General features: G+C 71.7%; 21 protein-coding genes and 1 tRNA gene. 9 read left to right on the top strand and 13 right to left on the bottom strand.

The window, feature by feature from the left end; translation table 11 throughout:
* Positions 1-24 precede the first annotated feature (24 nt).
* The 3 genes from ACZ4VL_RS22000 (at position 25) to ACZ4VL_RS21990 (ending at position 3117) form a co-directional block, all read left to right on the top strand.
* Entirely contained in the window at positions 25-729 is a 705-nt protein-coding gene (locus ACZ4VL_RS22000; RefSeq protein WP_468202422.1) for an SIMPL domain-containing protein, read from the top strand.
* A 134-nt stretch (positions 730-863) separates the two neighbouring features.
* Positions 864-2291, top strand: a complete 1428-nt coding sequence (gene pyk, locus ACZ4VL_RS21995; RefSeq protein ID WP_468202420.1) for a pyruvate kinase — start codon at positions 864-866, stop codon at positions 2289-2291.
* A 160-nt stretch (positions 2292-2451) separates the two neighbouring features.
* A complete protein-coding gene (locus ACZ4VL_RS21990; protein WP_468202417.1) occupies positions 2452-3117 on the top strand; it encodes an LppU/SCO3897 family protein in 666 nt (221 codons plus the stop codon).
* Here ACZ4VL_RS21990 and ACZ4VL_RS21985 read toward each other — a convergent pair whose 3' ends face one another.
* Complete coding sequence (locus ACZ4VL_RS21985) at positions 3118-3906, bottom strand: helix-turn-helix domain-containing protein (RefSeq protein ID WP_468202414.1); 789 nt, start codon at positions 3904-3906, stop codon at positions 3118-3120.
* 242 nt (positions 3907-4148) lie between these two features.
* Positions 4149-4222, bottom strand: a tRNA-Leu gene (locus ACZ4VL_RS21980).
* Positions 4223-4318: 96 nt separating this feature from the next.
* Here ACZ4VL_RS21980 and ACZ4VL_RS21975 point away from each other — a divergent pair.
* Entirely contained in the window at positions 4319-4972 is a 654-nt protein-coding gene (locus ACZ4VL_RS21975; RefSeq protein WP_468202411.1) for an ANTAR domain-containing response regulator, read from the top strand.
* A gap of 97 nt (positions 4973-5069) precedes the next feature.
* Here the strand turns inward: ACZ4VL_RS21975 and ACZ4VL_RS21970 are convergent, their stop codons facing one another.
* From ACZ4VL_RS21970 to ACZ4VL_RS21935, 8 genes are all read right to left on the bottom strand, one after another.
* Complete coding sequence (locus ACZ4VL_RS21970) at positions 5070-5786, bottom strand: ABC transporter ATP-binding protein (RefSeq protein ID WP_361087976.1); 717 nt, start codon at positions 5784-5786, stop codon at positions 5070-5072.
* Positions 5783-6928 carry an ABC transporter ATP-binding protein gene (locus ACZ4VL_RS21965; protein ID WP_468202523.1) on the bottom strand — a complete coding sequence of 382 codons (1146 nt, stop codon included), beginning with the start codon at positions 6926-6928 and terminating at the stop codon, positions 5783-5785. Before ACZ4VL_RS21965 ends, ACZ4VL_RS21970 begins: the two co-directional genes overlap by 4 nt.
* Positions 6929-6933: 5 nt before the next feature.
* Positions 6934-8661: a branched-chain amino acid ABC transporter permease gene (locus ACZ4VL_RS21960; protein ID WP_468202407.1), complete on the bottom strand. Its 1728-nt coding sequence runs from the start codon at positions 8659-8661 to the stop codon at positions 6934-6936.
* A gap of 5 nt (positions 8662-8666) precedes the next feature.
* Positions 8667-9599 carry a branched-chain amino acid ABC transporter permease gene (locus ACZ4VL_RS21955; RefSeq protein WP_361087970.1) on the bottom strand — a complete coding sequence of 311 codons (933 nt, stop codon included), beginning with the start codon at positions 9597-9599 and terminating at the stop codon, positions 8667-8669.
* A gap of 116 nt (positions 9600-9715) precedes the next feature.
* Positions 9716-10951 carry a branched-chain amino acid ABC transporter substrate-binding protein gene (locus tag ACZ4VL_RS21950; protein ID WP_361087967.1) on the bottom strand — a complete coding sequence of 412 codons (1236 nt, stop codon included), beginning with the start codon at positions 10949-10951 and terminating at the stop codon, positions 9716-9718.
* Positions 10952-11488: 537 nt separating this feature from the next.
* Positions 11489-11899, bottom strand: coding sequence for a hypothetical protein (locus ACZ4VL_RS21945; protein WP_468202404.1), 411 nt, complete (start codon positions 11897-11899; stop codon positions 11489-11491).
* Between the two features lie 344 nt (positions 11900-12243).
* On the bottom strand, positions 12244-12720 hold the full coding sequence (locus tag ACZ4VL_RS21940; protein ID WP_468202401.1) for a PaaI family thioesterase: 477 nt from the start codon (positions 12718-12720) through the stop codon (positions 12244-12246).
* A 54-nt stretch (positions 12721-12774) separates the two neighbouring features.
* Entirely contained in the window at positions 12775-15060 is a 2286-nt protein-coding gene (locus ACZ4VL_RS21935) for an FdhF/YdeP family oxidoreductase (protein ID WP_468202399.1), read from the bottom strand.
* 134 nt (positions 15061-15194) lie between these two features.
* On the opposite strand from ACZ4VL_RS21935, the gene polA reads away from it, so the two are divergent.
* Positions 15195-17915, top strand: a complete 2721-nt coding sequence (gene polA / locus ACZ4VL_RS21930) for a DNA polymerase I (RefSeq protein ID WP_468202396.1) — start codon at positions 15195-15197, stop codon at positions 17913-17915.
* Between the two features lie 104 nt (positions 17916-18019).
* Here the strand turns inward: polA and ACZ4VL_RS21925 are convergent, their stop codons facing one another.
* Entirely contained in the window at positions 18020-18982 is a 963-nt protein-coding gene (locus tag ACZ4VL_RS21925; protein ID WP_468202395.1) for a DUF4184 family protein, read from the bottom strand.
* 230 nt (positions 18983-19212) lie between these two features.
* Between ACZ4VL_RS21925 and ACZ4VL_RS21920 the strand changes: the two genes are divergently transcribed.
* The 3 genes from ACZ4VL_RS21920 to pgfA all read left to right on the top strand — a co-directional run bounded on the left by ACZ4VL_RS21920 (position 19213) and on the right by pgfA (position 21665).
* Positions 19213-20448, top strand: coding sequence for a lytic transglycosylase domain-containing protein (locus tag ACZ4VL_RS21920; RefSeq protein WP_468202392.1), 1236 nt, complete (start codon positions 19213-19215; stop codon positions 20446-20448).
* Between the two features lie 75 nt (positions 20449-20523).
* Positions 20524-20667: an SPW_0924 family protein gene (locus ACZ4VL_RS21915; protein ID WP_468202390.1), complete on the top strand. Its 144-nt coding sequence runs from the start codon at positions 20524-20526 to the stop codon at positions 20665-20667.
* Between the two features lie 11 nt (positions 20668-20678).
* Positions 20679-21665 carry a cell envelope lipid trafficking protein PgfA gene (gene pgfA / locus ACZ4VL_RS21910; RefSeq protein WP_468202388.1) on the top strand — a complete coding sequence of 329 codons (987 nt, stop codon included), beginning with the start codon at positions 20679-20681 and terminating at the stop codon, positions 21663-21665.
* On the opposite strand, the gene ACZ4VL_RS21905 is transcribed toward pgfA, so the two are convergent.
* Together ACZ4VL_RS21905 and ACZ4VL_RS21900 are read right to left on the bottom strand one after the other, a co-directional pair.
* Positions 21655-24408: an ATP-dependent RNA helicase gene (locus ACZ4VL_RS21905; protein WP_468202385.1), complete on the bottom strand. Its 2754-nt coding sequence runs from the start codon at positions 24406-24408 to the stop codon at positions 21655-21657. The two genes, pgfA and ACZ4VL_RS21905, sit on opposite strands and share 11 nt — an antisense overlap.
* 3 nt (positions 24409-24411) lie before the next feature.
* Complete coding sequence (locus ACZ4VL_RS21900) at positions 24412-25272, bottom strand: class I SAM-dependent methyltransferase (RefSeq protein ID WP_468202382.1); 861 nt, start codon at positions 25270-25272, stop codon at positions 24412-24414.
* 340 nt (positions 25273-25612) lie between these two features.
* Here ACZ4VL_RS21900 and ACZ4VL_RS21895 point away from each other — a divergent pair.
* Positions 25613-26041: S1 RNA-binding domain-containing protein (locus tag ACZ4VL_RS21895; protein WP_468202380.1), on the top strand; the 429-nt coding region annotated here is incomplete at its 3' end.

Genomic DNA, 26041 nt, shown 5'->3' with positions numbered 1-26041 from the left:
CGCCGGCAGTGCCACAGTGAAACCATGACCACCACCCACGACGCACCCCACCCGCCCTACGGCACCCCGGACACCCCCCGCGTCGCCGTCCGCGGCGAAGCCCTCCTCGAAGTCGACCCCGAAATCGCCCGCATCGGCATCACCGTCAGCGCCCGCGGCACCGACCGACGCACCGCCCTCGAAGACCTCACCCGCCGCAACAACGCAGCCCTCGAACTCATCAAGACCTACGGCGAAGCCGTCGAAAAAACCGAAACCGGCGCCTTCTCCATCACCCCCGAACTCACCCGCCACGGCCGCGGCGAACGCATCCGCGCCTACCACGGCCGCGTCCACATCACCGCCGAACTCACCGACTTCACCGCCCTCGGCGAACTCACCACCCGCCTCGCCGACCTCGACCTCACCCAGGTCGACGGCCCCTGGTGGTCCCTGCGCCCCACCTCACCCGCCCACGGCGAAGCCCGCCGCCAAGCCGTCCTCGAAGCCGTCCAACGCGCCCGCGAATACGCCGCCGCCCTCGGCGCCGACCTCACCGCCCTCGTCGAACTCGCCGACGAAGGCGCCGAGAACGCCATGCCCTTCGCCGCCGCCCCCGCCGGCGCCGTCCGCTCCATGGCCTTCACCGACGCCGAAACCGCCGCCCCGCCGCTCGACCTCGAACCCCAGCGCCAAACCGTCCGCGCCCAGGTCAACGCACGCTTCACCATGACCCCGCCACGGCTCTGAGAACCGCCCGTGGGGGTGCTCATCAGAGCACCCCCACGCACATTCAACAATTGTCAACAACCCTTCAACCAAAGGTTGTTGAGCGGACACCCGGACCCCATTACCTACCCCCCGGTAGGGCATACGCTCCCCCCATGCGCCGAGCAAAAATCGTATGCACCCTGGGCCCCGCCACCGGCTCCTACGAGCGGATCAAAACCCTGGTCGAAGCCGGAATGGACATCGCCCGCCTCAACCTCAGCCACGGCACCTACGCCGAACACGAGGAGCGCTACCTCCGCGTACGCAAGGCCTCCGACGAAACCGGCCGCAGCGTCGGCATCCTCGTCGACCTTCAAGGCCCGAAGATCCGACTCGGACGCTTCGCCGAAGGACCCGTACTCCTTGAACGCGGCGACACCTTCACCATCACCACCGAACACACCCCCGGCGACCGCCACACCTGCAGCACCACCTACCAAGGCCTCGCCACCGACGTCACCCCCGGCGAACGCATCCTCGTCGACGACGGCCGCGTCACCCTCGAAGTCACCGCCATCGACGGCCCCCGCATCCACACCCACGTCATCGAAGGCGGCATGGTCTCCGACCACAAGGGACTCAACCTCCCCGGAGTCGCCGTCTCCGTCCCCGCCCTCTCCGACAAGGACACCGAAGACCTCCGCTGGGCCCTGCGCACCGGCGCCGACGTCATCGCCCTCTCCTTCGTCCGCAACGGCCGCGACATCGAAGACGTCCACCGCATCATGGACGAGGAAGGCCGACGCCTCCCCGTCATCGCCAAAATCGAAAAACCCCAAGCTGTCGACAACATCGACGACATCGTCGCCGCCTTCGACGGCATCATGGTCGCCCGCGGCGACCTCGGCGTCGAAATGCCACTCGAACAAGTCCCCCTCGTCCAGAAGCGCGCCATCAAACTCGCCAAGCGCAACGCCAAACCGGTCATCGTCGCCACCCAGATGCTCGAATCGATGATCGAGAACTCACGGCCCACCCGCGCCGAAGCCTCCGACGTCGCCAACGCCGTCATCGACGGCACCGACGCCGTCATGCTCTCCGGCGAAACCAGCGTCGGCAAACACCCCGTCGAAACCGTCACCACCATGGCCCGCATCGTCGAAGCCGCCGAACAGGACATCCTCGCCAAGGGCCTCCCCCCACTCACCGAACGCAACAAACCCCGCACCCAGGCCGGAGCCGTCGCCCGCGCAGCCGCCGAGATCGGCGACTTCCTCGGCGCCAAATTCCTCGTCGCCTTCACCCAGAGCGGCGACACCGTCCGCCGACTCTCCCGCTACCGCTCACCCATCCCCCTCCTCGCCTTCACCCCCGACCCCGCCACCCGCTCCCAGCTCAACCTCACCTGGGGCACCGAAACCTTCCTCGGCCCCCACGTCGACTCCACCGACGCCATGGTCGCCCAGGTCGAAGAAGAACTCCTGCGCATCGGCCGCTGCGTACCCGGCGACACCGTCGTCATCACCGCCGGCTCACCCCCCGGCGTCACCGGCACCACCAACCTGGTCCGCGTCCACCACATCGGCGACGCCGTCCGCTGACCCGAGACCCGCCGACCCGCGCACGCGCCCTGCACGCCCCCGCCCCACGAAGGCGGGGGCGTTCCTGCGTACCGAACCGACCACACTCCACCGGAATGCCTGCGTCACCACCCCCGCACCCGGCACAATCCCGGACGTCCCCCCACCCTTGGAGCAGCCGGTGTCGCAACAGGAAATCCCCATCACCCTCACACCCCAGCAGGCCGCCGCCGGCGTCGTCATCACCCTCCCCCTCCAGAACGGCACCACCGCCGACCTCCGCGTCCCACCCGCCCGCGACGGCGAACTCGTCCGCGGCCAACTCGGCACCACCGAGGTCCTCCTCCGCGTCCGCGTGGCCGGCGCCCCCGCACCGAAGAAGTCCAACCCCCTCGGCTGCCTCCTGGGCCTCCTCATCGCCGCAGGCCTGATCGCAGGCATAGCCGCCCTGGCCAACGACGAGGACACCGGCAGCCGCCCCACCTCCAGCGCCCCGACCCCGTCCTGGTCACCGCCCGCCCTCCCCACCCTCAACCTCCCGGGCGCGCCGTCCCCCATCCCCTCGACCCCCGACCCCAGCCCCTACGACGAGGGCACCTGCCTCAACGGAACCCTCCCCGACTCCACCACCGCCACCCGCGTCAACAACGTCGACGAGGTGTCCTGCTCGGCGTCGGACGCCCACTACCGCGTCATCCAGCGCTTCTCCTTCACCTCCGACATGAGCCGCTGCGACGCCAACCCCAAGACCCAGTACGCGTTCTCCCACCGCTACACCCGCAACGGCGTCCCCATCAACGAATACGTCTACTGCCTGGTCGGCATCGGCTCCTACGCCCGCCAGTAGCTAGTGCTTCGGCCCGACGTGCAGATCCATGAGCGCCACGGACTCCTTACGGGCGACGGAGACGTTGAACGGCTCGCCGCCGCGCGCAAGGACGGTCCACTGCACGCCGAGCCGGGTGAGCGTGTCCGTGAGGAGCTTCCGAATGTCGTCCGACTTGTTGGCGAAGAGGTACCGGGGGTACTCGTAGCGCTTGCGCTCGCCACCGACCGTGCGGGTGGTCCAGTTGGTTATCCGGCAGCCGTCCGAATGTATGAGACCCCGGACGAAATCCCATGGGTGGGCGTCGACGATCGCCTGCTGCCAGTCTTCGAGGACGATCGACCGCTCGTGCTTCCTGCCCGGCCCGTGCTGCGGGAACAGGCACGGCAGGTGATTCGAGTACACCTTGACGTTGCGGCAGCCGATCTTGCGTACGCGGCAGACCGAGTTCTGTGGGAACAGGCGGCGCAGGGCTTCTTCCGCCAGGTCCATCAGACCGGGCCAGTGCTCATCGCACGTGATCATCAGGTTGGGGACCCGGTGCCCGGAGTATCGGCTGATGTGCCCGTCGCCCAAATAGAGGCCGAGGGTGTAGGCATAGGCCTCTTCGTCGAGGGGCGTGCCGTCGCACCGCGGGCAGGCCGGGTCGTGCCGCCCCGGGCATTCGCCGCGCTTCGCCCGGTCGAGATGCTTCCAGTAGCCGATGGTGCCCGGCGGAACGCGGAGACGCCGGGCCGCTTCGGCGTTCGGCGTGCCGCTGCGTAACAGGGCCAGTGCTGTCTCTCGCACAGGGAGGTCGTATGCGCTCATGTTGCTACCCTGCGTCACGACTCCTGTCTTTGGGTAGCAAAAAGCCGAACGTTCATCCGAAGGGGAGCGTCCGCTTTGAGTGCCCAGGGTGAGGGCTTCGGTGGAGGTGTTCCTGGTCGCTCGGCGTGGCGTGCGTGCGACGGTGGCTCAGAAGGGCGCCACGGATGGCGCAATATGGCGGCTTTTCCTGGAAAGCGCGATGGTCGCGCGTTATCGCGTGACCATGGAAATTAAGGAAAAAGTGCCCCAGGTGGGATTCGAACCCACACTGTCGGTGGTTTGAGCACCGTCTCTCTAACCGTTGGAGTACTGGGGCCTAAGAAACGAAGGCTGCGGCGAGCCCTGCGCGTCTCCACCTTACAGGAGCTCGGTAGGCTCAGGGGAGCTTGATATGCCCGCAAGGAGGAGCCCCGTGACCGCCGAGCACGAGTCGACGCCCACGCCCGACGCCGACCAGTCGCACGTTCCGCCGCTGACGACCCGCGTCGTCATCGCCGAGGACGAGGCGCTCATCCGTCTCGACCTCAAAGAGATGCTGGAGGAAGAGGGCTACTCGGTGGTCGGCGAGGCCGGCGACGGCCAGAGCGCCGTCGAGCTGGCCCGTGAGCACCGGCCCGACCTCGTCATCCTCGACGTGAAGATGCCCGTCCTGGACGGGATCTCCGCCGCGGAGAAGATCGCGCAGGAGTCCATCGCACCGGTCCTGATGTTGACGGCGTTCTCGCAGCGCGACCTCGTCGAGCGGGCCCGGGACGCCGGGGCCATGGCGTATCTGGTGAAGCCGTTCAGCAAGAGCGACGTGGTGCCGGCCATCGAGATGGCCGTCTCCCGCTTCGCGGAGCTGCGCGCGCTGGAGCAGGAGGTCGCGGACCTCTCCCAGCGGCTGGAGACCCGGAAGCTGGTGGACCGGGCCAAGAGCATCCTGCAGACGCAGTACGGGCTGACGGAGCCGGCGGCGTTCCGGTGGATCCAGAAGACGTCGATGGACCGGCGCATGTCGATGCAGCAGGTCGCGGAGGCGGTCATCGAGGACGCCGAGGAGAAGAAGAACGCCTCCAAGGGGTAGTTCCCGTACGCCGAACGCCGCGTGCGCGCGGCAACGCGTGAGGCCCGCCACCGGGTTGCGGTGGCGGGCCTCACGCGTCGTGCGGGGTGTGGCGGGGTCAGTCCTCGCCGAGGTAGGCCTTGCGGACGTCCTCGTTGTGGAGCAGCTCCTGGCCGGTGCCCGAGAGCACGATCTTGCCGATCTCCATCACGTGGGCCTGGTCGGCCAGCGAGAGCGCGGCCTGGGCGTTCTGCTCGACGAGCAGGATGGTGGTGCCCGTGGACTTGAGCTCGGCGATGGTGGCCATGATCTTGTGCATCATCAGCGGGGAGAGGCCCATGGAGGGCTCGTCCAGCATGAGGAGCTTGGGGCGGGACATGAGGGCCCGTCCCATGGCGAGCATCTGCTGCTCACCGCCCGAGAGGGTGCCGGCGGCCTGCTTGCGGCGTTCGCCCAGGATGGGGAACATCTCGTAGGCGCGCTGGATGTCCTTCTCGATGCCGTCCTTGTCGCTGCGGAGGAAGGCTCCGAGCTGGAGGTTCTCGGCGATCGTCAGCCGGGGGAAGATGTGGCGTCCCTCGGGGGAGTGGGCGAGGCCCAGGGAGACGATCTTGTGGGCGGGGACGGTGCCCAGGGGCTGGCCGTCGAAGGTGATGCTGCCGGAGCGGGGCTTGATGAGTCCCGACAGGGTGCGCAGGGTGGTGGTCTTGCCGGCGCCGTTGGTGCCGACGAGGCAGACGATCTGGCCCTGCTCGACAGTGAAGGAGATGCCCTTGACGGCTTCGATCTTGCCGTAGGCCACCTTGAGGTCGTTGACCTCGAGGAGTGCGGTCACTTGGCTTCTCCGTCCTTGCTGGTGGTGCTGTCCGCGGCTGCCGCCTCGGTGGTGGGGGCGGGGGCGTCCGTGGTGTCGGCCTCCGTCTCCGTCGCCTCGGTCGTGTCGGCGTCCGTGGTGTCGGCGGCTTCCGTCGCCTCGGGGGTTTCGGTCGCCTCCGCGTCGGTCGCCTCGGCTTCCGTCGCCTCGGCGTCGGCCGCGGGGGCTTCGGTCTCCTCGGACTCGGCCTCGGTGGACTCGGCCTCAGCCTCAGCGGCCTCGGTCTCCGTGGCCTCGGTCTCCGTAGCCTCAGCGGCCTCGGACTCCTCGGCCGCGGCCTCGGCGGCCGGGGGCTCGAAGGGTTCGCCGAGGTAGGCGGCGATGACGCGCTCGTCGCCCTGGACCTCGGAGGCGGTGCCCTCGATGAGCTTCTCGCCCTGGACGAGGCAGGCGACGCGGTCGCAGAGGTTGAAGATGAACCGCATGTCGTGCTCGATGACGAGGACGGCGATGCCCATGTCGCGGATGGCGAAGATGAGCTCTTCCGCGGCGCGGGTCTCCTGCGGGTTCATGCCGGCCGTGGGCTCGTCGAGGAGCAGGAGGCCGGGGTCGCTGGCGAGGGCGCGGGCGATTTCGAGCTTGCGCTGCTCGCCGTAGGGGAGGTTCTTCGCCAGGTGCTGGGCCTTGTGCTCCAGGCCGATGAACTCGAGGAGTTCCATGGCGCGGGCCTCGGAGGCGGCTTCGGCCTTCTTGAAGCCGGGGCCGCGCAGGAGGGCCGACCAGAGGCCTTCCTTGGTCCGGGTGTGGCGTCCGACGAGGACGTTCTCCAGGACCGTCATGTTGTGGAAGAGCCGGATGTTCTGGAAGGTGCGGGCGATGCCGGCCTTGGTGACCAGGTGCGGCTTGGGCGGCAGGACGGTGCCCTTGTAGCTGACGGTGCCCTCGGTGGGGACGTACAGGCCGGTGAGGCAGTTGAAGAAGGTGGTCTTGCCGGCGCCGTTGGGGCCGATGAGACCGACGATCTCGCCGGCGTTGACGTGGAGGTCGACGCCCTTGACGGCGGTGAGGCCGCCGAAGCGCATGGTGACGCCGCTGGCCTGGAGGACCGTCTCGCCGGCCGGGGCGGCGGCGGGCTTGGTGGTGGTGTCGGTGGTGGTCGTCATGGTGTTCACGCACCCGCCTTGGCCGTGGCCAGGTCGGTGGGAGCCTGGTCGGCGGTGTCGTCGTGGAACTCGAGCTGTGCGCGCTTGTTGGCGATGAGGCCTTCGGGGCGCAGGCGCATGAGCAGGATGAGGGCGATGCCGAATCCGAGGAGCTGGTAGTCCTGGAGGAACTGGAGCTTCGCGGGGATCAGGAAGAGGAGTGCGGAGCCGAGGATGGGGCCGCGGATGGTTCCCATGCCGCCGAGGATGACGGCGGCGAGGAGGAACGCGGAGTTGGGGGGTACGGGTCCGGCGAAGACGTAGTTCTCGGGGACGACCGTGGTGTTGACGTGGGCCTGGACGGTGCCGGCGAGGCCGGCGAGGGTGGCGCCGAGGGCGAAGGCGATGAGCTTGACGCGGAAGCCGTTGATGCCCATGGCTTCGGCGGCGGTCTCGTCCTCGCGGATGGCGACCCAGGCGCGTCCGATGCGGCTGTTGCCGGCGCGGGCGAAGACCAGGATGACCAGGGCCATGACCAGCAGCATCAGGAGGTAGTAGTTGGCGTAGGCGCCGAGGGTGATGCCAAGGACGTTGTGGGATTCGCCGAAGTTCCACCCGAAGAGTTCGAGGTGGGGGATGTTCGGGATGCCGTTGGGGCCGTTGGTGACCTGGGGGCCGGAGGTGCCGTCGAGGTTGCCCATGGCGATGCGGAAGATTTCTCCGAAGCCGAGGGTGACGATGGCGAGGTAGTCGCCGCGCAGGCGGAGGGTCGGGGCGCCGATGACGACGCCGAAGACCAGGGAGGCGAGCGCGCCGACGATGACCGCGGCCCAGAAGGGGAGGTGGAGGCCGAAGGCGGAGGCGGTGCTTCCGGAGACCAGGGCGGCGGTGTAGGCGCCGACGCCGAGGAAGGCGACGTAGCCGAGGTCGAGGAGGCCGGCGAGGCCGACGACGACGTTGAGGCCGAGCGCGACGGTCGCGAAGATCAGGATGTTGACCGCGATGAGGGTGTAGGTGTCGCCGCTCTGCTGGATGAGGGGGAAGGCGATGAAGGCGGCCGCGGTCGCGATGACGGCGACCTGGCGGTGGTTCGCGGTGATCTCGGCGAAGCGGTCGGTGACGCCGGACTTGAGGAGGCCGGTGGCGGCGAGGCTGACCGTGATCAGGTACGCGACGAAGAGCTGCGGTTCCTTGTCATCGGTGTCGATGCCGAAGGTGATCACGAAGAGGGCGAGGGCGTAGACGCCGACGATGATCAGGATCTCGGCCCAGGAGGGCAGCTTCGTGGTGGTGGCGGCGGCCTTGCGGGTGTCGTCGGTGAGCTTGAACGCGGCGATGGCCGGGATCAGGGAGGCGACGAGGGCGAGGTAGGCGCCGGGTTCGAGGTTGACGACGCCGCCGAGTTCGACCGAGATGGCGATCGCGGTGAACCAGGTGGTGGCGGCGGCGCCGAGGGCGAGGAACCGCAGGGGCTGGGTGGTGCCCTTGGGGGCGAGCCAGCCGAGGCCCTTGGTGCCCAGGGCGGAGAGGGCGTAGAGGGCGGTCAGCAGGGCGCCGATGAGCGTGAGGAGCTGCAGGGGCGCCGGGTTGCCGTAGATGGTGAGGTCGCCGGGGAAGGCGGCGGTCCAGGTCCAGGCGGTGAAGGCGCTGATGACGGTGAGGAGGGAGCCGCCGGCGATGGCGTACAGCAGGGTGGTGCTGTTGTCGGTCTCCTCGACCACGGCGGGGCTGAGGGTGGCTTCGTTGGTGGTCATGGTTCTCACGCCCGATCCGTGACGCGCTGGCCGAGCAGGCCTTGGGGCCGCACGAGGAGGACGACGATGAGGAGCACGAAGGCCCAGACGTTGGACCAGGCGCCGCCGCCGAGCTGCTGCATGCCCGGGATGTCCTCGATGTAGGCGATCGAGAGCGATTCGGCGAGGCCGAGGACGACGCCGCCGACCATGGCGCCGTAGATGTTGCCGATGCCGCCGAGGACGGCTGCGGTGAAGGCCTTGAGTCCGAGGATGAAGCCCATCTCGAAGTTGATCTGGCCCTTGTCGACGCCGTAGGCGACGGCGGCGACGGCGGCGAACGCGGCACCGATGGCGAAGGCCATGACGATGATGCGGTCGGTGTTGATGCCCATGAGCTTGGCGGTGTCGGGGTCCTGGGCGGTGGCCTGCATGGCGCGGCCGCTGCGGCTCTTGGAGACGAAGACGCCGAGGGCGAGCATGCAGAGCGGGGCCAGGGCCAGGACGAAGGCGTCGGAGCGCTGGATCGCCAGGTTGTCGGTGATCTGGAACGCCTTGCCGGTGAACTCGGGGAAGGTCACTGCCTTCTTGGCGTCCGGGTAGAACTGCCAGACGAGCTGCTGGAGCGCGATCGAGAGGCCGATGGCGGTGATGAGGGGTGCCAGGCGGGGGGCGCTGCGCAGTGGCCGGTAGGCGAAGCGTTCCGCCGCGGTCGCCACGGCGACGGAGGCGAGGGCGCCTCCGAGGATCATGAGGGGTATCGCCACCAGGAGCGAGGTTCCGCTCGGGAGTGCGGTGTAGGTGGTGAGGGCGCCGAAGCCCCCGATCATGAAGATCTCGCCGTGGGCGAAGTTGATGAGCTGGACGATGCCGTAAACCATGGTGTACCCGATGGCGATGAGGCCGTAGAGGGCACCGAGGGAAAGGCCGTTGGCCAGCTGTTGCGGCAGTTCGTGCACCGCAGGGCCTCCGATGTGCGTGTCGGATAAGAGTCCGCGCGAGGGCGCTGTTTGCGCCCTCGCGCGGCTTGGTTCTTGGGGGGTGGTTCAGGTGTGGTTGCCGTCAGGCGTGGCGACTACTGGTTGAAGGTGTCGCTCTTGACGTCGATCCACTTGCCGCCCTCGACCTTGTAGACCGTGAGCTGCTTGTTGGTGGTGTCGCCGTACTCGTCGAAGGAGACCTTGCCGGTGACGCCGTCGAAGGAGACCTTGCCGAGGGCCTCGACGACCTTGGCGCGGGCGTCGGTCGGGACCTTGCCGCCGTTGGCGGCGACGACGGCCTTGACGGCCTGGATGACGGCCCAGCCGGCGTCGTAGGAGTAGCCGCCGTAGGCCGCGTACGGGTCCTTGTAGCCGCCCGCCTTGTAGTCCTCGATGAACTTCTTGGCGGTGTCGAGCTTCTCGACGGGGGCGCCGATGGAGGTGGCGAGGTCGCCGTCGTTGGCCTCGGCGGAGGCGGAGATGAAGGCCGGGTCGTAGATGCCGTCACCACCGAAGAGCGGGACGTTGGCGCCGGTCTTCTTGATCTGGTCGGAGAGCAGGCCGCCCTCGGGGTACTGGCCGCCGAAGTAGACGGAGTCGGCGCCGGAGGACTTGACCTTGTCGGCGGTGGAGGAGAAGTCGGTCTCCTTCACGGTGACGTGGTCGGTGCCGACGACCTCGCCGCCGAGCTTCTTGAACTCCTCGGCGAAGATGCCGGCGAGGCCGGCGCCGTAGGTCTGCTTGTCGTCGACGACGAAGACCTTCTTCTTGCCGGCGTCCTTGAAGAGGTACTGGGCGGCGAACTTGCCCTGGACGACGTCGGTGGCGGCGGTGCGGAAGTAGGTCTTGAAGGGGCGCTTGAACTCGCCCTTGCCCCAGTTGTCGCCCTGGCTGAGGGCCGGGTTGGTGTTGGCCGGGGAGACCTGGGCGAGGTTGGCGGAGGCGAAGACGCCCTGCATCTGCTGGGCGACGCCCGAGTTCAGGGGGCCGACGACGCCGAGAACGTCCTTGTTGCCTACGAGCTTGGTGGCGTTTGCCTGGCCGGAGGCAGGAACTGCCTGGTCGTCGAGGCCTTCGACCTTGAATTCCACGCCGGGGACTTCGTTGTTCTTGTTCGCGGTCTTGGCCGCGAGGTCAACGGAGTTCTTGATGCCCTGGCCGAGAGCGGAAAGGGAGCCGGTGAGGGGGGCGTCAACGCCGATGACGACGACGGTCTTGGAACCGTCGGCCTTGTCCCCGGTCTTCCCCGCATCGCGGGAGCCGCAGGCGGTGAGGGTGAGGGCTCCCGTGGTGATCACGGTCGTGAGGACAAGCAGAGAACGGTGTCGCACGATTCTTCCTTTCCCTGGCGCGGCCGCCCTCGAGTTGAGGGTGCCGAACGGGAGCCGGGCCGCACTGGGAGTTCCACGGCCGTGCTGGTTTGCGCTCTGTGGCGCGGTGACTGGCCGTGACTCTAGGCCGAGGTGGTGAGCGCGGGGGAGCGGGGAAAGGAGGATGTGACTGTCTTGTTATGCCAAGGCCAAGAATGTGAGGCGGGAGTTCGGACAGATCGGGCGTTTGGCGACGCTGCCGGGCGTCCGCATCGTGAGAATTCCCCGGTTCTCTAAGGGGCTTGAGGGCCTCATGGTCCTGTCATAGATCAAATCGGGCCGAATGTCGCAGCGCGTGTCCGAAAGAATCCCCAGGGCGGCTTTCTGCGAGGGAAAAGGGCGATTCTGTCGGGCGTGGGCATTACTGATGGTAATGACGCTCCTTGATCCACTTCGTACGATTGGATCGCGACCGAAACGGGCGGAACGCCCCCTAACCCCGGCCCGGTCGTCCCCCGCCGGGTGCCCGGAAGCCGGACAGCGTGCTCGGGATTCCGGTCACCCGGCCGGGCTGGGCGGCCGCCAGTTCTCGGAGCTCCAGGTGGCCCCGTCCTGCTCCGTGCAGCGCTGCGCGACGAGCCGGTCGATCAGCTCAAGTGCCTTGTCCCGACCGGCAGTTCGCTCTTCGGTGCGACCTGCGGCGACGGCTTCCTCATGGATCGCGTACTGCGCATTGGACATCCCCTTCTGCTCCCAGTCCAGCCCGGCCCAGTAACTGCCCTTGAGGGCCTCTTTCGCCCAGTAGGACACCAGAGTTGTGCAGATCCGGGCAGGTGGAGAAGGGCTCGGGGCAGCCCCCCGGGGGGACTTCGGGCCGTCGGGCGTGCACCCGGAGCCCGCCCCGAGAGCCAGGGTCACGAGGAGCGCGGCGGCGCCGTACCGGGCCGCGCGGGGTGGCTGGGTACCCATGCAGGCGACGGTAGGCCGTCACCTTCGGTGACACAACGGCCGTGCGCGGGGCGGGTCAGGACTGGCGGATTCCGGGCGGTCGGCGTGGCTGACGGGGCCGTGGGAGGAGCGCGGAGGCGGGGGAGCGGTGAGGCGGGGCCGTGGAGGGGCGGGGGCGGGCACGGCGCGGGGGGGGGGGGGGGAGAGGGGTGGGGGGGGGGGGGGGGGGGGGGGGGGGGGGGGGGGGGGGGGGGGGGGGGGGGGTGGGGCGGGGGGGGGGGGGGGGCCCCCACGCCCCGCCCCCCCCCCCCCACCCCGGGCGGGGGTGGGGTCCGGGCCCGTGGGGACCGGGGGTGCGGGCCGGGTCAGGCCTCCGCGGTCGGAGCGGCGGCGGCGTCGCGCAGCAGGCAGGTCAGGCGGGCGCTGCACACCCGCCGCTCCTGCTCGTCGCTGATCACGATCTCGTAGGTGGCGGTGGAGCGGCCGCGGTGCACGGGCGTGGCGACGCCGGTGACGAGGCCGGAGCGGACCCCGCGGTGGTGGGTGCAGTTCAGGTCCACGCCGACGGCGATCTTGGTGATGCCGCCGTGGAGCATCGCGCCGATCGAGCCGAGGGTCTCGGCGAGCACGGCGGAGGCGCCGCCGTGCAGGAGCCCGTAGGGCTGGGTGTTGCCCTCGACCGGCATCGTGCCCACGACCCGGTCGGGGGCCGCCTCCAGGATGCGGATGTCCATCCGCTCGCCGAGGTGGCCCGCCGAGAACAGCGCGGGCAGGTCGATGCCCAGGGCCGCGTACTCGTCCAGGACCTCCTTCGGGAACTTCACAGCGTGCTGCTCGCCCATGGGCCGGCTCCGTTCGTCAACGATCGTTAACCATCTTGTCCTGACGTCGTTCTATCAGGCCGGTTCGAAGCGCACGACGACGGACTTGCTGGCGGGGGTGTTGCTGGTGTCGGCGGTGGAGTCCAGCGGGACGAGCACGTTCGTCTCGGGGTAGTAGGCCGCCGCGCAGCCGCGGGCGGTGGGGTAGTGGACGACGCGGAAGCCGGGGGCGCGCCGCTCCACGCCGTCCTTCCACTCGCCGACCAGGTCCGTGTAGGAGCCGTCGGCGAGGCCGAGCTCGGCGGCGTCCTCGGGGTGGACCATGACGATGCGGCGGCCGCCGGTGATCCCGCGGTAGCGGTCGTCGAGGCCGTAGATCGTGGTGTTGTACTGGTCGTGGCTGCGCAGGGTCTGCAGCAGCAGCCGGCCCTCGGGGAGCCGCGGGTACTCCACGGGTGCGGCGGTGAAGTTGGCCTTGCCGGTGGCCGTCGGGAAGCGGCGCTCGTCGCGGGGGGCGTGCGGGAGCCGGAAGCCCTCGGGGCGGGCGGCGCGGGCGTTGAAGTCCTCGAAGCCCGGGACGACGCGGGAGATCCGGTCGCGGATGGCGGCGTAGTCCCGCTCGAACTCCTCCCAGGGGGTGGTGGAGGCGTCGCCGAGGACGGCGCGCGCCATGCGGGCCACGATCGCCGGCTCGGACAGCAGGTGCGGGGAGGCCGGGGCGAGGTTGCCGCGGGAGGCGTGGACCATGCCCATGGAGTCCTCGACGGTGACGAACTGCCGGCCCGAGGCCTGGACGTCCTTGTCGGTGCGGCCCAGCGTCGGCAGGATCAGGGCCCGGCGGCCGGTGACCGCGTGGGAGCGGTTGAGCTTGGTGGAGACGTGCACCGTGAGCGAGGCGCGGCGGATCGCGGCCTCGGTGACCTCGGTGTCGGGGGTCGCGCCGACGAAGTTGCCGCCCATCGCGAAGAGGACCTTGGCCTTGCCGTCGCGCAGGGCCTCGATGGAGCGGACCACGTCGTAGCCGTGGTGCCGGGGCGACGTGATGCCGAATTCCCGGTCGAGGGCGTCGAGGAAGGCGGGGGCGGGGCGTTCGAAGATCCCCATGGTGCGGTCGCCCTGGACGTTGGAGTGGCCGCGGACGGGGCAGACGCCGGCGCCGGGGCGGCCGATGTTGCCGCGGAGCAGGAGCAGGTTGACGACCTCGCGGATGGTGGCGACGGCGTGCTTGTGCTGGGTCAGGCCCATGGCCCAGCAGACGATGGTGCGCTCGGAGGCCAGGACCATGGCGAGGGCGCGTTCGATCTCGGGCCGGGTCAGGCCGGTGGCGGTGAGGGTCTCGGCCCAGTCGGCCTCCTGCGCGGCGGCGGCGAGGTCCTCGTAGCCGTGGGTGTGCTCGCGGACGAAGTCCTCGTCGACGGCGCCCTCCGTCTCGATCACGAGCTTGTTCAGGAGGCGGAAGAGGGCCTGGTCGCCGCCGATGCGGATCTGCAGGAACAGGTCGCTCAGCGGGGTGCCGCGGAGCATGCCGAGGGGGTTCTGGGGGTTCTTGAACCGCTCGGTGCCGGCCTCGGGCAGCGGGTTCACCGAGATGATCTTCGCGCCGGAGGTCTTGGCCTTCTCCAGGGCGGAGAGCATGCGGGGGTGGTTGGTGCCCGGGTTCTGCCCGGCGACGATGATCAGGTCGGCCTGGTGGAGGTCCTCCAGGGAGACGCTGCCCTTGCCGATCCCTATGGTCTCGGTGAGCGCGGAGCCCGAGGACTCGTGGCACATGTTGGAGCAGTCCGGCAGGTTGTTCGTGCCGAACTCGCGGGCGAAGAGCTGGAAGAGGAACGCGGCCTCGTTGCTGGTGCGGCCGGAGGTGTAGAAGAGGGCCTCGTCGGGGGAGGCGAGGGCGTTCAGCTCCTCGGCGATGATCTCGAAGGCGCGCTCCCAGCTGACGGCCTCGTACCGGTCGGCGCCGTCGGGCTGCGCCCCCCGCTCCAGGAGCATCGGCCGGGTGATCCGGCCCTGCTGGCCCAGCCAGTAACCGGAGCGGTCCGCGAGGTCGGCGAGCGGGTGGGCGGCGAAGAACTCCGGTGTGACCCGGCGCAGCGTGGCCTCCTCGGCGACCGCCTTGGCGCCGTTCTCGCAGAACTCGGCGGTGTGCCGCTTGTCGCCCTCGGGCCAGGCGCAGCCCGGGCAGTCGAAGCCGTCCTTCTGGTTGACCTTGAGCAGGGTGCGGGCGGTGCGCGCCACCCCCATCTGGGCCTGCGCGATCCGCAGCGTGTGCCCGATCGCGGGCAGGCCCGCCGCGGCGCGCTTGGGGGGCGCGACCTGCGGCGCGTCCTGTACGGGATCACCTGCGGGCGGCTTCGTGGCCATGTCGCTCCCCTTTGAGCACGTCGGGCAGTGCGCCGGCATGGCCGCGCGCTTCGCATTCGCGCCCGATCCTGTCATGACCGGGGCGGTGATCGCCGACGCCGGAATTGTCGGCGGGGGCGCCTAGGATCGGGGGCGTGGCAGAGAACGCATCGAAGAAGACCGACCAGACGACCGCAGCGGACCGCCCCCGCCTGATGCTCATGGACGGGCACTCCCTGGCGTACCGGGCGTTCTTCGCGCTGCCCGCGGAGAACTTCACCACGGTGACCGGCCAGCCGACGAACGCGATCTACGGCTTCGCGTCGATGCTGGCGAACACGCTGCGCGACGAGGCGCCCACGCACTTCGCGGTGGCGTTCGACGTCTCGCGCAAGACGTGGCGCTCGACGGAGTTCCCCGAGTACAAGGCGAACCGCTCCTCGACCCCGGACGAGTTCAAGGGGCAGGTGGAGCTGATCGGCGAGCTGCTGGACGCGATGAACGTGCCGCGGTTCGCGGTCGACGGCTTCGAGGCCGACGACGTGATCGCGACGCTGGCGACGCAGGCGGAGGCGCTCGGATTCGAGGTGCTGATCGTCACCGGCGACCGGGACTCCTTCCAGCTGGTCTCCGAGCACACCACGGTGCTGTACCCGACGAAGGGCGTCTCCGAGCTGACCCGCTTCACGCCGGAGAAGGTCGTGGAGAAGTACGGGCTGACCCCGCAGCAGTACCCGGACTTCGCTGCGCTGCGCGGCGACCCGTCGGACAACCTGCCGGGCATCCCGGGCGTCGGCGAGAAGACCGCCGCCAAGTGGATCAACCAGTTCGGATCGTTCGCGGAGCTGGTGGAGCGCGCCGAGGAGGTCAAGGGCAAGGTCGGGCAGAGCTTCCGCGACCACCTGGAGGCCGTGAAGCTCAACCGGGTCCTGACCGAGATGGTCCGGGACGTGGCGCTGGAGAAGACCCCGGCCGAGCTGGAGCGCGCCGCGTACGACCGGTCCGCCGTGACCGGCGTGCTGGACGTGCTGGAGATCCGCAACCCCTCGCTGCGCGAGCGGCTGCTGGCGGTGGACCCGGGCGCCGGCCACGAGGAGGCCCCGGCTCCGGCCCCCGGCGTGGAACTGGACGCGTCGGTGCTGGGCACGGGCGAGCTCGCGCCGTGGCTCGCGGCCCACGGCGGCGGCCCCCTCGGCGTGTCCACCGTGGACAGCTGGGCGCTGGGCCAGGGCAGCATCGCCGAGATCGCGCTGGCCGCGGCCGGCGGGGCGGCCGCCTGGTTCGACCCGTCCGCGCTGGACGAGGCCGACGAGCAGGCGTTCGCGGCCTGGGCCGGCGACCCGGACCGGCCCAAGGTCGTGCACAACGCCAAGGTCCTGATGCGGGTCTTCCCCGAGCACGGCTGGCGCCTGGACGGCGTCACCATGGACACCGCGCTCGCCGCGTACCTGGTCAAGCCGGGCCGGCGGTCCTTCGCGCTGGACGCACTGTCGGTGGAGTACCTGGGCCGCGAGCTCCAGCCCGCCGCGGTCGACGGCCAGCTGGCCTTCGGTGCCGACGAGACCGCCGAGGCCGAGGCGCTGATGGCGCAGGCCCGCGCCGTCCTCGACCTCGGCGAGGCCTTCACCGGCAAGCTGGTGGAGGTCGGCGCCGCCGACCTGCTCCACGACATGGAGCTGCCCACCTCCGAGCTGCTGGCCCGGATGGAGCGGTCCGGCATCGCCGCCGACCGCGACCACCTGACGGCCATGGAGCAGCAGTTCGCCGGAGCGGTGCAGCAGGCGGTGAAGGAGGCGCACGCGTCGGTGGGCCACGAGTTCAACCTCGGCTCGCCCAAGCAGCTCCAGGAGGTCTTCTTCGGCGAGCTGGACCTGCCGAAGACCAAGAAGACCAAGACCGGCTACACCACGGACGCGGACGCCCTGGCCTGGCTGGCCACGCAGACCGACCACGACCTGCCCGTGATCATGCTGCGGCACCGGGAGCAGGCCAAGCTGCGGGTCACCGTGGAGGGCCTGGTCAAGACGATCGCCGCCGACGGCCGGGTGCACACCAGCTTCAGCCAGACCACCGCCGCCACCGGGCGCCTGTCCTCCACCGACCCCAACCTGCAGAACGTGCCGGTGCGCACCGACGAGGGCCGCGCCATCCGCCGCGGGTTCGTCGTCGGCGAGGGCTACGAGTCCCTCATGACCGCCGACTACAGCCAGATCGAGCTGCGCGTCATGGCCCACCTGTCCGAGGACGAGGGCCTGATCCAGGCCTTCCTCTCCGGTGAGGACCTGCACACCACCGTCGCCTCCCAGGTGTTCGGCGTGGAGCGCTCCGCCGTCGACCCCGAGATGCGCCGCAAGATCAAGGCGATGTCGTACGGGCTCGCGTACGGGCTCTCCGCCTTCGGCCTCTCCCAGCAGCTCGGGATCGAGCCGGCCGAGGCGCGCGGGCTCATGGAGACGTTCTTCGAGCGGTTCGGCGGGGTCCGGGACTACCTGCAGCGCGTCGTCGACGAGGCCCGCGCCACCGGCTACACGGCGACGATCTTCGGGCGCCGCCGCTACCTGCCGGACCTGGCCAGCGACAACCGCCAGCGCCGCGAGGCCGCCGAGCGGATGGCGCTGAACGCCCCGATCCAGGGCACCGCCGCCGACATCGTCAAGGTCGCCATGCTCCGCGTGGACCGGGCGATCGCCGAGGCGGGCCTGACGTCACGGATGCTGCTCCAGGTCCACGACGAAATCGTGCTGGAGATCGCCCCGGGCGAGCGCGAGCGGGTCGAGGAGCTGGTGCGCCGCGAGATGGCCGCCGCCGTCGACCTGCGGGCCCCGCTGGACGTGTCGGTGGGCGTCGGCCCCGACTGGGAGTCCGCCGCGCACTGACCCGGAGCCCGGAGCCCGGAGCCCGGAGCCCGGTTCGCCATGTGCCTGCGCCCGCCCCCGCCGTCCGGCGGGGGCGGGCGCACGTGCACGGTGTGCGGGCGGGCTCACCCGGTGCGCAGGGGCTCCTGCGACTCCGTGTCCGCGGAGCGCACGCCGCCGCTCCGGTCCTGCCGGGCGTCCCGGGCGTCCCGGTCGTCGTGGGCGTGGGCGTGGGCGTGGGCGTGGTCGTGGGCCGGGCGGCGGTGCCGCAACCGCACCAGGGCCGCGTACAGCAGCAGGCCCACTGCGAGGCCGGCGCCCGCACCGAAGCAGACGGTCGGGACGATGTCGAGGGGCGAGCGGACCCGGTCGTAGAACGTGAAGAAGCGCAGCACCCGCGTCGTCACCCCGACGGCCGTGCACCCGGCCACCAGCGCGGCCGAGCCCAGTACCTCGGCCCTGCTCAGCGCCGGCACCGCCCCCGGCGCGGGCCGGTCGGACGTCCGGCGCACGGCCGTCACCGCGAACCAGAGCAGCCCGCCGGCCGCGACCGCCGACGAGCCGTACTGGAGGTAGGTGTAGAGCGGGTATCCGAACGCCAGCGGCTCGCCGAGCCGGGGCAGGGCGTTGGTCCCCCACCGGTCCAGGTGCGTGAAGCTGTCCCAGACGACGTGCGTGAGCGAGCCCAGCACCGCCGAGAGGTAGAACCACAGGGCGAGCGTCGCCGGCCGCCGCGCGCCCGGTCCGCCGGGTCCGCCCGGTCCGCCCCGCCAGTCCTCGCCCCGGACCAGGGCGTGGACGCGGCCTTGGCGGGCCCTCGGCAGCAGCGCCACGAGCGGTTCGCGCAGCAGCAGCCAGCAGGCGGCGAGCACGGCGGTCAGGACGGCGTCGGCGGTCAGCACGCCGGGCAGCGAGTGCGTGAACGCCCCGTACCGCATGACGCCGCCGACGACGGCGTCCGCGAAGTAGAACGTGTCGGGCGCGAACGAGCCTAGGACGAGCGCGGAGGCGACGAGCGGGCCGCGCGCCCGGCCGGTGCGGCGTACGGCGGGCAGGACGGCGGCGGCATGGCTGAGGGTGAACGGCACGGCACCTCTTGGCGGTTCGGCGGACAACGGGTCGAGCGGCGGGGCGGCGCCCCGGGTCACGGCGGGTGACCGTTTCTTTACTTCGGGCCAATGCGTCCCGAACGGGTCCGGCCAGTATGCGTGACCTGCACATGGCGTGGGGAAGTGGTGAAGGCCCGGTCTCCGATCGGTGCGGTGTGAAGGGAGTTGACGTAGGGTCACGCCGACGTCGAGGGGGAGGGGACCGGCTCATGTCGGCTCGGTGGACGGCTCGTGGCAGGCTGCGCAGGGGAGCGACCGCCGCCGTGGCGTGCGCACTGGTGGCGGCCGCGGTGACCGCCTCGCAGGCCCCGCCCGGCCACCGCACGGCCGTCGTCGGGGAGGGCGTGGCACCGGCCGAGGCGCCGACGCCGGACGGCGGCGCGGACGGCGGCGACGGCGCGTACCTCACCGAACTCCCGCCCCTCGCCAGCCCGGAGCCACCGGCGGTCCTCCTGCCGGACGGCGGAACCCAGCCGCCGCCGACAGGCCCCGGCGAGGCGGCCGGAGCGCACGATCAGCCCGTCGCCACGGGCGGTGCGGTGGGCGCGCAGGGGATACCGGCGACCGTACTGGCCGCCTACCAGCGGGCCGAGGAGCGGATGGGCCGCACCGATCCGGACTGCGGGCTGCGCTGGCAGCTGCTCGCGGCCATCGGCAAGGTCGAGTCCGGGCACGCGGGCGGCGGACGCGTCGACGCCGCCGGCACCACCCTGAGCCCGGTCCTCGGACCGGTCCTGAACGGCAACGGCTTCGCGACGATCCGGGACACGGACGGCGGCCGCTACGACGGGGACGCCGCCTACGACCGCGCCGTCGGGCCCATGCAGTTCATCCCGTCCACCTGGGCCGCCTGGGGCCAGGACGCCGACGGCGACGGCCGGCGCGATCCCGGCAACGTGTACGACGCCGCCCTCGCCGCCGGCCGCTACCTGTGCGCGGGCAGCCGCGACCTGCGGGTGGACGCGGACGTGGACCGGGCCGTCCTCTCCTACAACCACTCCTCGGAGTACCTGCGGACGGTGCGGTCCTGGTTCGCGTACTACCTCAACGGCGCGCACGCGGTCCCGAACGCGGGAGGCGGCGCGGCCGCACCGGCGAAGCCGCAGCCCCGGCCGGAGCCTTCACCCACGCCCACGCCCACACCCACGCCGCCCCCGTCCCCGAGCCCCGAGCCGACTCCGACGCCGAGTCCGAAGCCCACCCCGTCCCCGACGCCCACGCCCACGCCGACGCCGAGTCCGACTCCGACGCCGAGTCCGAAGCCCACACCTACCCCCACACCGACCCCCACGCCGAGCCCGACGCCCAAGTCGACGGCCACGTCCCGGCCGACGCCCAGCCCCACGGCGAGCGTCCGGCCGTCGCCCTCCGCGGCCGAGCCGTCGGGGTCCCCGTCCGGGTCCCCCTCCCCGGGCGCGGCGCGGGGCGGCACGCGAACCCCGTAGCCGAACGGTTCTCATCTCGCACGCGCGTTGCTACGGTGCCCCCGCCCTGACGCCCCATCAGATCCGGAGCCCGGTATGCGCGCACTCGCCGCCGCCGCCATCGGTCTTGCCGCCGCGCTGGCCCTCGCGTTCGCCGTCACGGCGCTCGGGGCGCAGGAAGGCGAGACCTCGCCCAGACCGCTGCTCACCACCGCGCCCGCCGCCCCCGGGCAGCAGTGAGGAGGCCGGACGTGCGACGCCGAGCGAGCCTCGTCCTCCTCGCCCTCGCGGTGTTCTGCACCGCCCTGGCGCCGCTGCTGCGCTGGTACGCGTACCCCCGGCTCGCCAGGATCCCGCCGAACCAGTACCAGGAGATGGTCCTGGAGGCGAAGGACGCGACCCTCCTCGACTACACCGGCGGGATGCAGCCCAAGAAGGTGGACAAGGTCACGATCGTCCAGACCCTCAAGGGCAACGTGGAGGCGTCGCGGGAGATCGAGGCGAGCACGGGCCGGGACGTCGTCGTCTGGGACACCCTCTCCCACATCGCGGGCCCCGACGGGAAGACGGTCTCCCAGATCCCCGAGCGCTACGTCTTCGACGCCCACACGCAGGCGCCCGTCCACGCCCCCGGCGAGGCCGTGGACGGCGACCCCGTCGAACGGGAGGGCATCGAGTTCAAGTGGCCGTTCTTCACCGAGCCGCGCGACTACCTCTACTTCGACGCCCAGACCCGCACCTCGTCCCCGATCCACTACGTCGGCCCGCGCACCTTCCGCGGCATGGACGTCTACTACTACGAACAGGACGTGCCCTGGTCCAAGGTCCCCCTGCCCAAGAAGATGCCGATCGAGGGCATCGACCCGGCGACCTTCGAGCAGAGCACCGGCACCAGCCTCTGGTACAAGGCCAGGGCGATGTTCTGGGTCGAGCCAGTCACCGGCGCGCCCGTCAACGCCGAACAGGTCGTCGAACAGGAGATGCGCGGCGGCATCGCCGCCGGGGCGCCGGAAGGCCGGCTCACCGTCTTCGCCGGGCACGTGAAGATGCGCGAGGACTACAGCCGGTACACCGTCGACCTGGTCCGGTCGAACCGCACGAAGGTCCTCGCCCTCCACACGTACGCCCCGGCCGGGCTCGCCGCCGCCGGGCTCGCGCTGCTCGGGGCGGCCCTGTGGCTGGAGGCCCGCGGCCGCAGGACCGCTGCGGCCGCAGCCGGGGACGGGGTCAGCGCCTGAGGCGGGCGTTGGTGTGCCGGGTCGGCTCGGCCGTCGCCGGGTCCTCCGGCCACGGGTGCTTCGGGTAGCGGCCGCGGAGCTCGGCGCGGACGGCCCGGTAGCCACCCTGCCAGAAGGAGGCCAGGTCGGCGGTGACCGCCGCGGGCCGCCCCGCCGGCGACAGCAGGTGCACGAGGACGGGCACCCCCGCGACCCGCGGAGTCTCGGCGAGCCCGAACAACTCCTGCAGCTTCACCGCGAGGACGGGCTGCTCGGCCGAGTAGTCCACCCGGATCCGGGAGCCGCTCGGCACCTCGATCCGCTCCGGGGCCAACTCGTCCAGGCGGGCCGCCTCACCGGTGGCCCAGGGCAGCAGCCGGGTCAGGGCCCGGCCGGCGTCGATCCGCGCGAGGTCGGCGCGGCGCCGGGCCGAGGACAGCTCCGGCTCCAACCAGTCCTCCGCCGGGCGGCCCAGCAGGGCCGTGTCGGACACGTCCGGCCAGGGGGCTCCCAGGGTGCGGTGCAGGAACGCGAGGCGCTCGCGCAGCGCCAGGGCGTCCGGCGACCAGCGCAGCAGCGCGCCCGGGCCCTCGGCCGCGAGGCCGTCGAGCAGGGCCCGGCGCACCAGGGCGGGGTCCGGGTCGCGCAGGGGGCGGGCGGCGAGCTCGATCGCGCCGAGGCGCTGCACGGCCCGCGCGACCACGTCTCCGGTCCCGGACCCGGCCCCCGCGTCCCAGTGGACCTCCTCGGAGGAGGAGAACAGGTGCTCGGCGGCGGCCCGGGCCGTGGCCTCGTCGAGGACGGCGGCCAGCCGGATGCGGGCGTCGGCGGAGCCGCTGCTGCGGTCGGCCACCGCGATGGCGAGCCAGTCGCCGGCGGTGGCGAGCCGGGAGCCGTCCGGGAGCGCGGCTCCCGTACCGGAGGCCATGAGGTACTGGCCCCGGCCGCGGGTGCGGGCCACGCGCTCGGGGAAGGCGAGCGCGACGACGAGCCCGGCGACGTGGTCGTCGGCCACCGCCGGCGTTCCCCGGGCTCCGCCCGGACCGATCGCGGGGGCTCCGCCCCCACACCCCCGCGCCTCAATCGCCGGAGGGGCTGAGTTTTCCAGCCCCTCCGGCGATTGAGGAGCGGGGTCCGGGGCGGAGCCCCGGGGGCTCGGGCGCGCAGCGTCCGACGGGCGGCGTCCGGGGTCGCAAGCCCCGGTTCCGGGAAGGGGCGGGGTGGGGGAGAGGGCCTCCGCGGCGGCCGACGCCGCGACCAGCCGCCCGACCTCGGCGCGCCAACGCCCCGCATAGCCGCCGCCCCCGTCCCCGCCCCGCTGGGACCGTACGGCGCGCCAGGCCGCGACCAGGTCGTCGCCGTACTCCCGCGGCGGCTCCTCGCTCAGGAGCGCCACCACCTCCGCCACCCGCCGCCGGGCCGCGTCCGGCGCCGCCGCCCCGTCCAGCAGGGCCCGGGCCAGCCGCGGGTGCAGGCCGAGCCGGGACATGGCCGCGCCCCGCGGGGTGACCCGCCCGGCCGCGTCCAGCGCGCCCACCGCGGACAGCACGGACCGCGCCGCCGCCATGGCCCCCGCCGGCGGCGGGTCCAGCAGTGCCAGCCCCGACGCGTCGGGATCACCCCAGCAGGCCGCCTGCAGCGCGAACGCGGTCAGGTCCGCCAGCCGTATCTCCGGCGCGGGGAACGCCGGCAGCCGCCCGTGTTCCGCCTCCGCCCAGCACCGGTACACCGTCCCCGGCGCCTCGCGCCCCGCGCGCCCGGCCCGCTGCCGGGCCGCCGCGCGGGAGGCCCGTACGGTCGTCAGCGCGCCCAGGCCCCGCGCATGGTCCGTCCGCGGCTCGCGGGCCAGCCCCGCGTCCACCACCACCCGCACCCCGGGCACGGTGAGGCTCGACTCGGCCACCGCCGTGGAGAGGATCACCCGCCGGTGGTCCGCCGGGGTGAGCGCCGCGTCCTGGACCGCCGCCGGGGCCCGACCGTGGACCTGGAGCACCTCCGCGTCGATCCCGGCCAGCAGCCCGGCCACCCGGCCGATCTCGCCGGTGCCGGGCAGGAAGCACAGCACGTCCCCGGTGCGCTCGGACAGCGCCCGCCGCACCACCGCGGCCACGTGCGCCAGCTGCGCCGGGTCCACCCGCATCCCGTGCGGCGGCCGCACCGGCCGGGCCGGCGGGGCCCACACCGTCTCCACCGGGTACGAGACGCCCTCCGCCCGCACCACCGGGGCGCCGCCGAGCAGCCGCGCCCAGCCCTCCGCGTCGGTCGTCGCCGACGCCGCGACCAGCTGCAGCTCCGGGCGCAGGGTCTCCCGTACGTCCAGCAGGAACGCGGCGACGGTGTCGGCGTCCAGGTGCCGCTCGTGGCATTCGTCCAGGACGACCACGTCCACGCCGGCCAGCTCCTGGTCCCGCTGGAGCCGCTGCAGCAGGACACCGGTGGTGACCACCTCCACCACCGTGTCGGGGCCCACCGCCCGCTCGCCGCGCACCGTGAAGCCGACCGCGCCGCCCACTCTCCCGCCCAGCAGCCAGGCCATCCGCCGCGCCGCGGCGCGGGCGGCGATCCGCCGGGGCTCGGCCACGACGACCCGGCGCCGAGGGCCGCCGCCGACCAGCCCGGCCAGGGCCAGCGGCACCAGTGTGGTCTTGCCGGTGCCGGGCGGGGCGCACAGCACCGCCGTGCCGTGGCCGTCCAGGGCCGAGGCGAGCGCGGGCAGGGCTTCCCTTACGGGGAGGGTGTCGAGGGCGGAGGCGCGTACGGGCACGGCTCAGGCCCCGTCCGCCCGCTCGCACACGAAGATCGCGGTGCCGGGGATCAGATTGCCGCGCAGCGGGGACCAGCCGCCCCACTCCTGGCCGTTCCAGGCGGGCCACTCCGGCTCCACCAGGTCGATCAGGCGGAACCCGCCCGCCACCACGTCCCGGACCCGGTCGCCGAGGGTGCGGTGGTGCTCGACGTACACGGCGCGCCCCTGCTCGTCCTGCTCGACGTACGGGGTCCGGTCGAAGTACGAGGCCGCCACCGACAGCCCCTCCGGGCCGGGCTCGTCCGGGAAGGCCCAGCGGATGGGGTGGGTGACGGAGAAGACCCAGCGGCCGCCGGGCCGCAGGACGCGGTGCACCTCCCGCATGACGTTCACCGGGTCGGCGACGAAGGGAACGGCCCCGTACGCGGAACAGGCCAGGTCGAAGACGCCGTCGCGGAAGGGCAGCCGCCCGGCGTCCGCCTCCACCAGGGGGACCGAGCCGCTGTCGATGCGCAGGGCGTGCTGGAGCTGGCGGTGGGAGAGGTCGAGGGCGACCGGGCGGGCGCCCCGGGCGGCCAGCCAGCGGGAGCACTGGGCGGCGCCGGCGCCGATCTCCAGGACGACCTTGCCCTTCAGGGAGTCCGTCGGGCCGAGCAGGGCGGCGTCGGCCTCGTCCAGGCCCTCGGGGCCCCAGACGAAGCGGTCGTCGCCGAGGAAGGCGCCGTGCTCGCGCTGGTAGTCGTCCGCGTTGCGGTCCCACCAGGAGCGGCTCGCCCGGCTGCTCTCCGCTTCGTCGGTGTCACGGCGCGTGGCGAAAGCGTCGTCCGCGGTGTCGCCATGGGTGCCGGGCGCCTGTTCGGGGGCGTAGTCCTCTTGGTTCATGGGGCCCGTCGTCGTAGTCTGCGAAAGAGGTCGGGGAGGCCATTCGTGCCTGCCCGCCCATGAATTGTGCCGGTTGTGCGGTGATCCGCCCTGGGTGTGCGCCTTCGCGCATTGACCCCGTCCGGCCATCCCCGTATGCTACAAGTTGCGCTGCGAGCCTGTGCTCCTCAGACCTAGCAGGCTGCGCTTGCATCTGTTGATGTCCCCTCGGTTCTCGAGGCCCTGCCACCCCTGGTGGCTTGGGCTTCCTAGGCTGTCCGGCTTCTTCGGCAGGTGCCGATAAGGGCTCCCGGCGTAGCAGTACCTACGACTTCATGTCCGTACCGGAGCCCTTTCCCACATGACGAGCAGCACCGAGACCACCGCCACCACTCCGCAGGTTGCGGTCAACGACATCGGTAACGAGGAAGCCTTCCTCGCCGCGATCGACGAGACGATCAAGTACTTCAACGACGGCGACATCGTCGACGGCGTCATCGTGAAGGTCGACCGGGACGAGGTCCTGCTCGACATCGGCTACAAGACCGAAGGCGTCATCCCGAGCCGCGAGCTCTCGATCAAGCACGACGTCGACCCGAACGAGGTCGTCAAGGTCGGCGACGAGATCGAGGCCCTGGTTCTCCAGAAGGAGGACAAGGAAGGCCGCCTGATCCTCTCGAAGAAGCGCGCCCAGTACGAGCGTGCCTGGGGCACCATCGAGAAGATCAAGGAAGAGGACGGCATCGTCACCGGTACCGTCATCGAGGTCGTCAAGGGTGGTCTCATCCTC

Source organism: Streptomyces sp. NPDC029014 (assembly GCF_055564695.1).
This window is presented reverse-complemented; position numbering and strand designations above follow the sequence as displayed.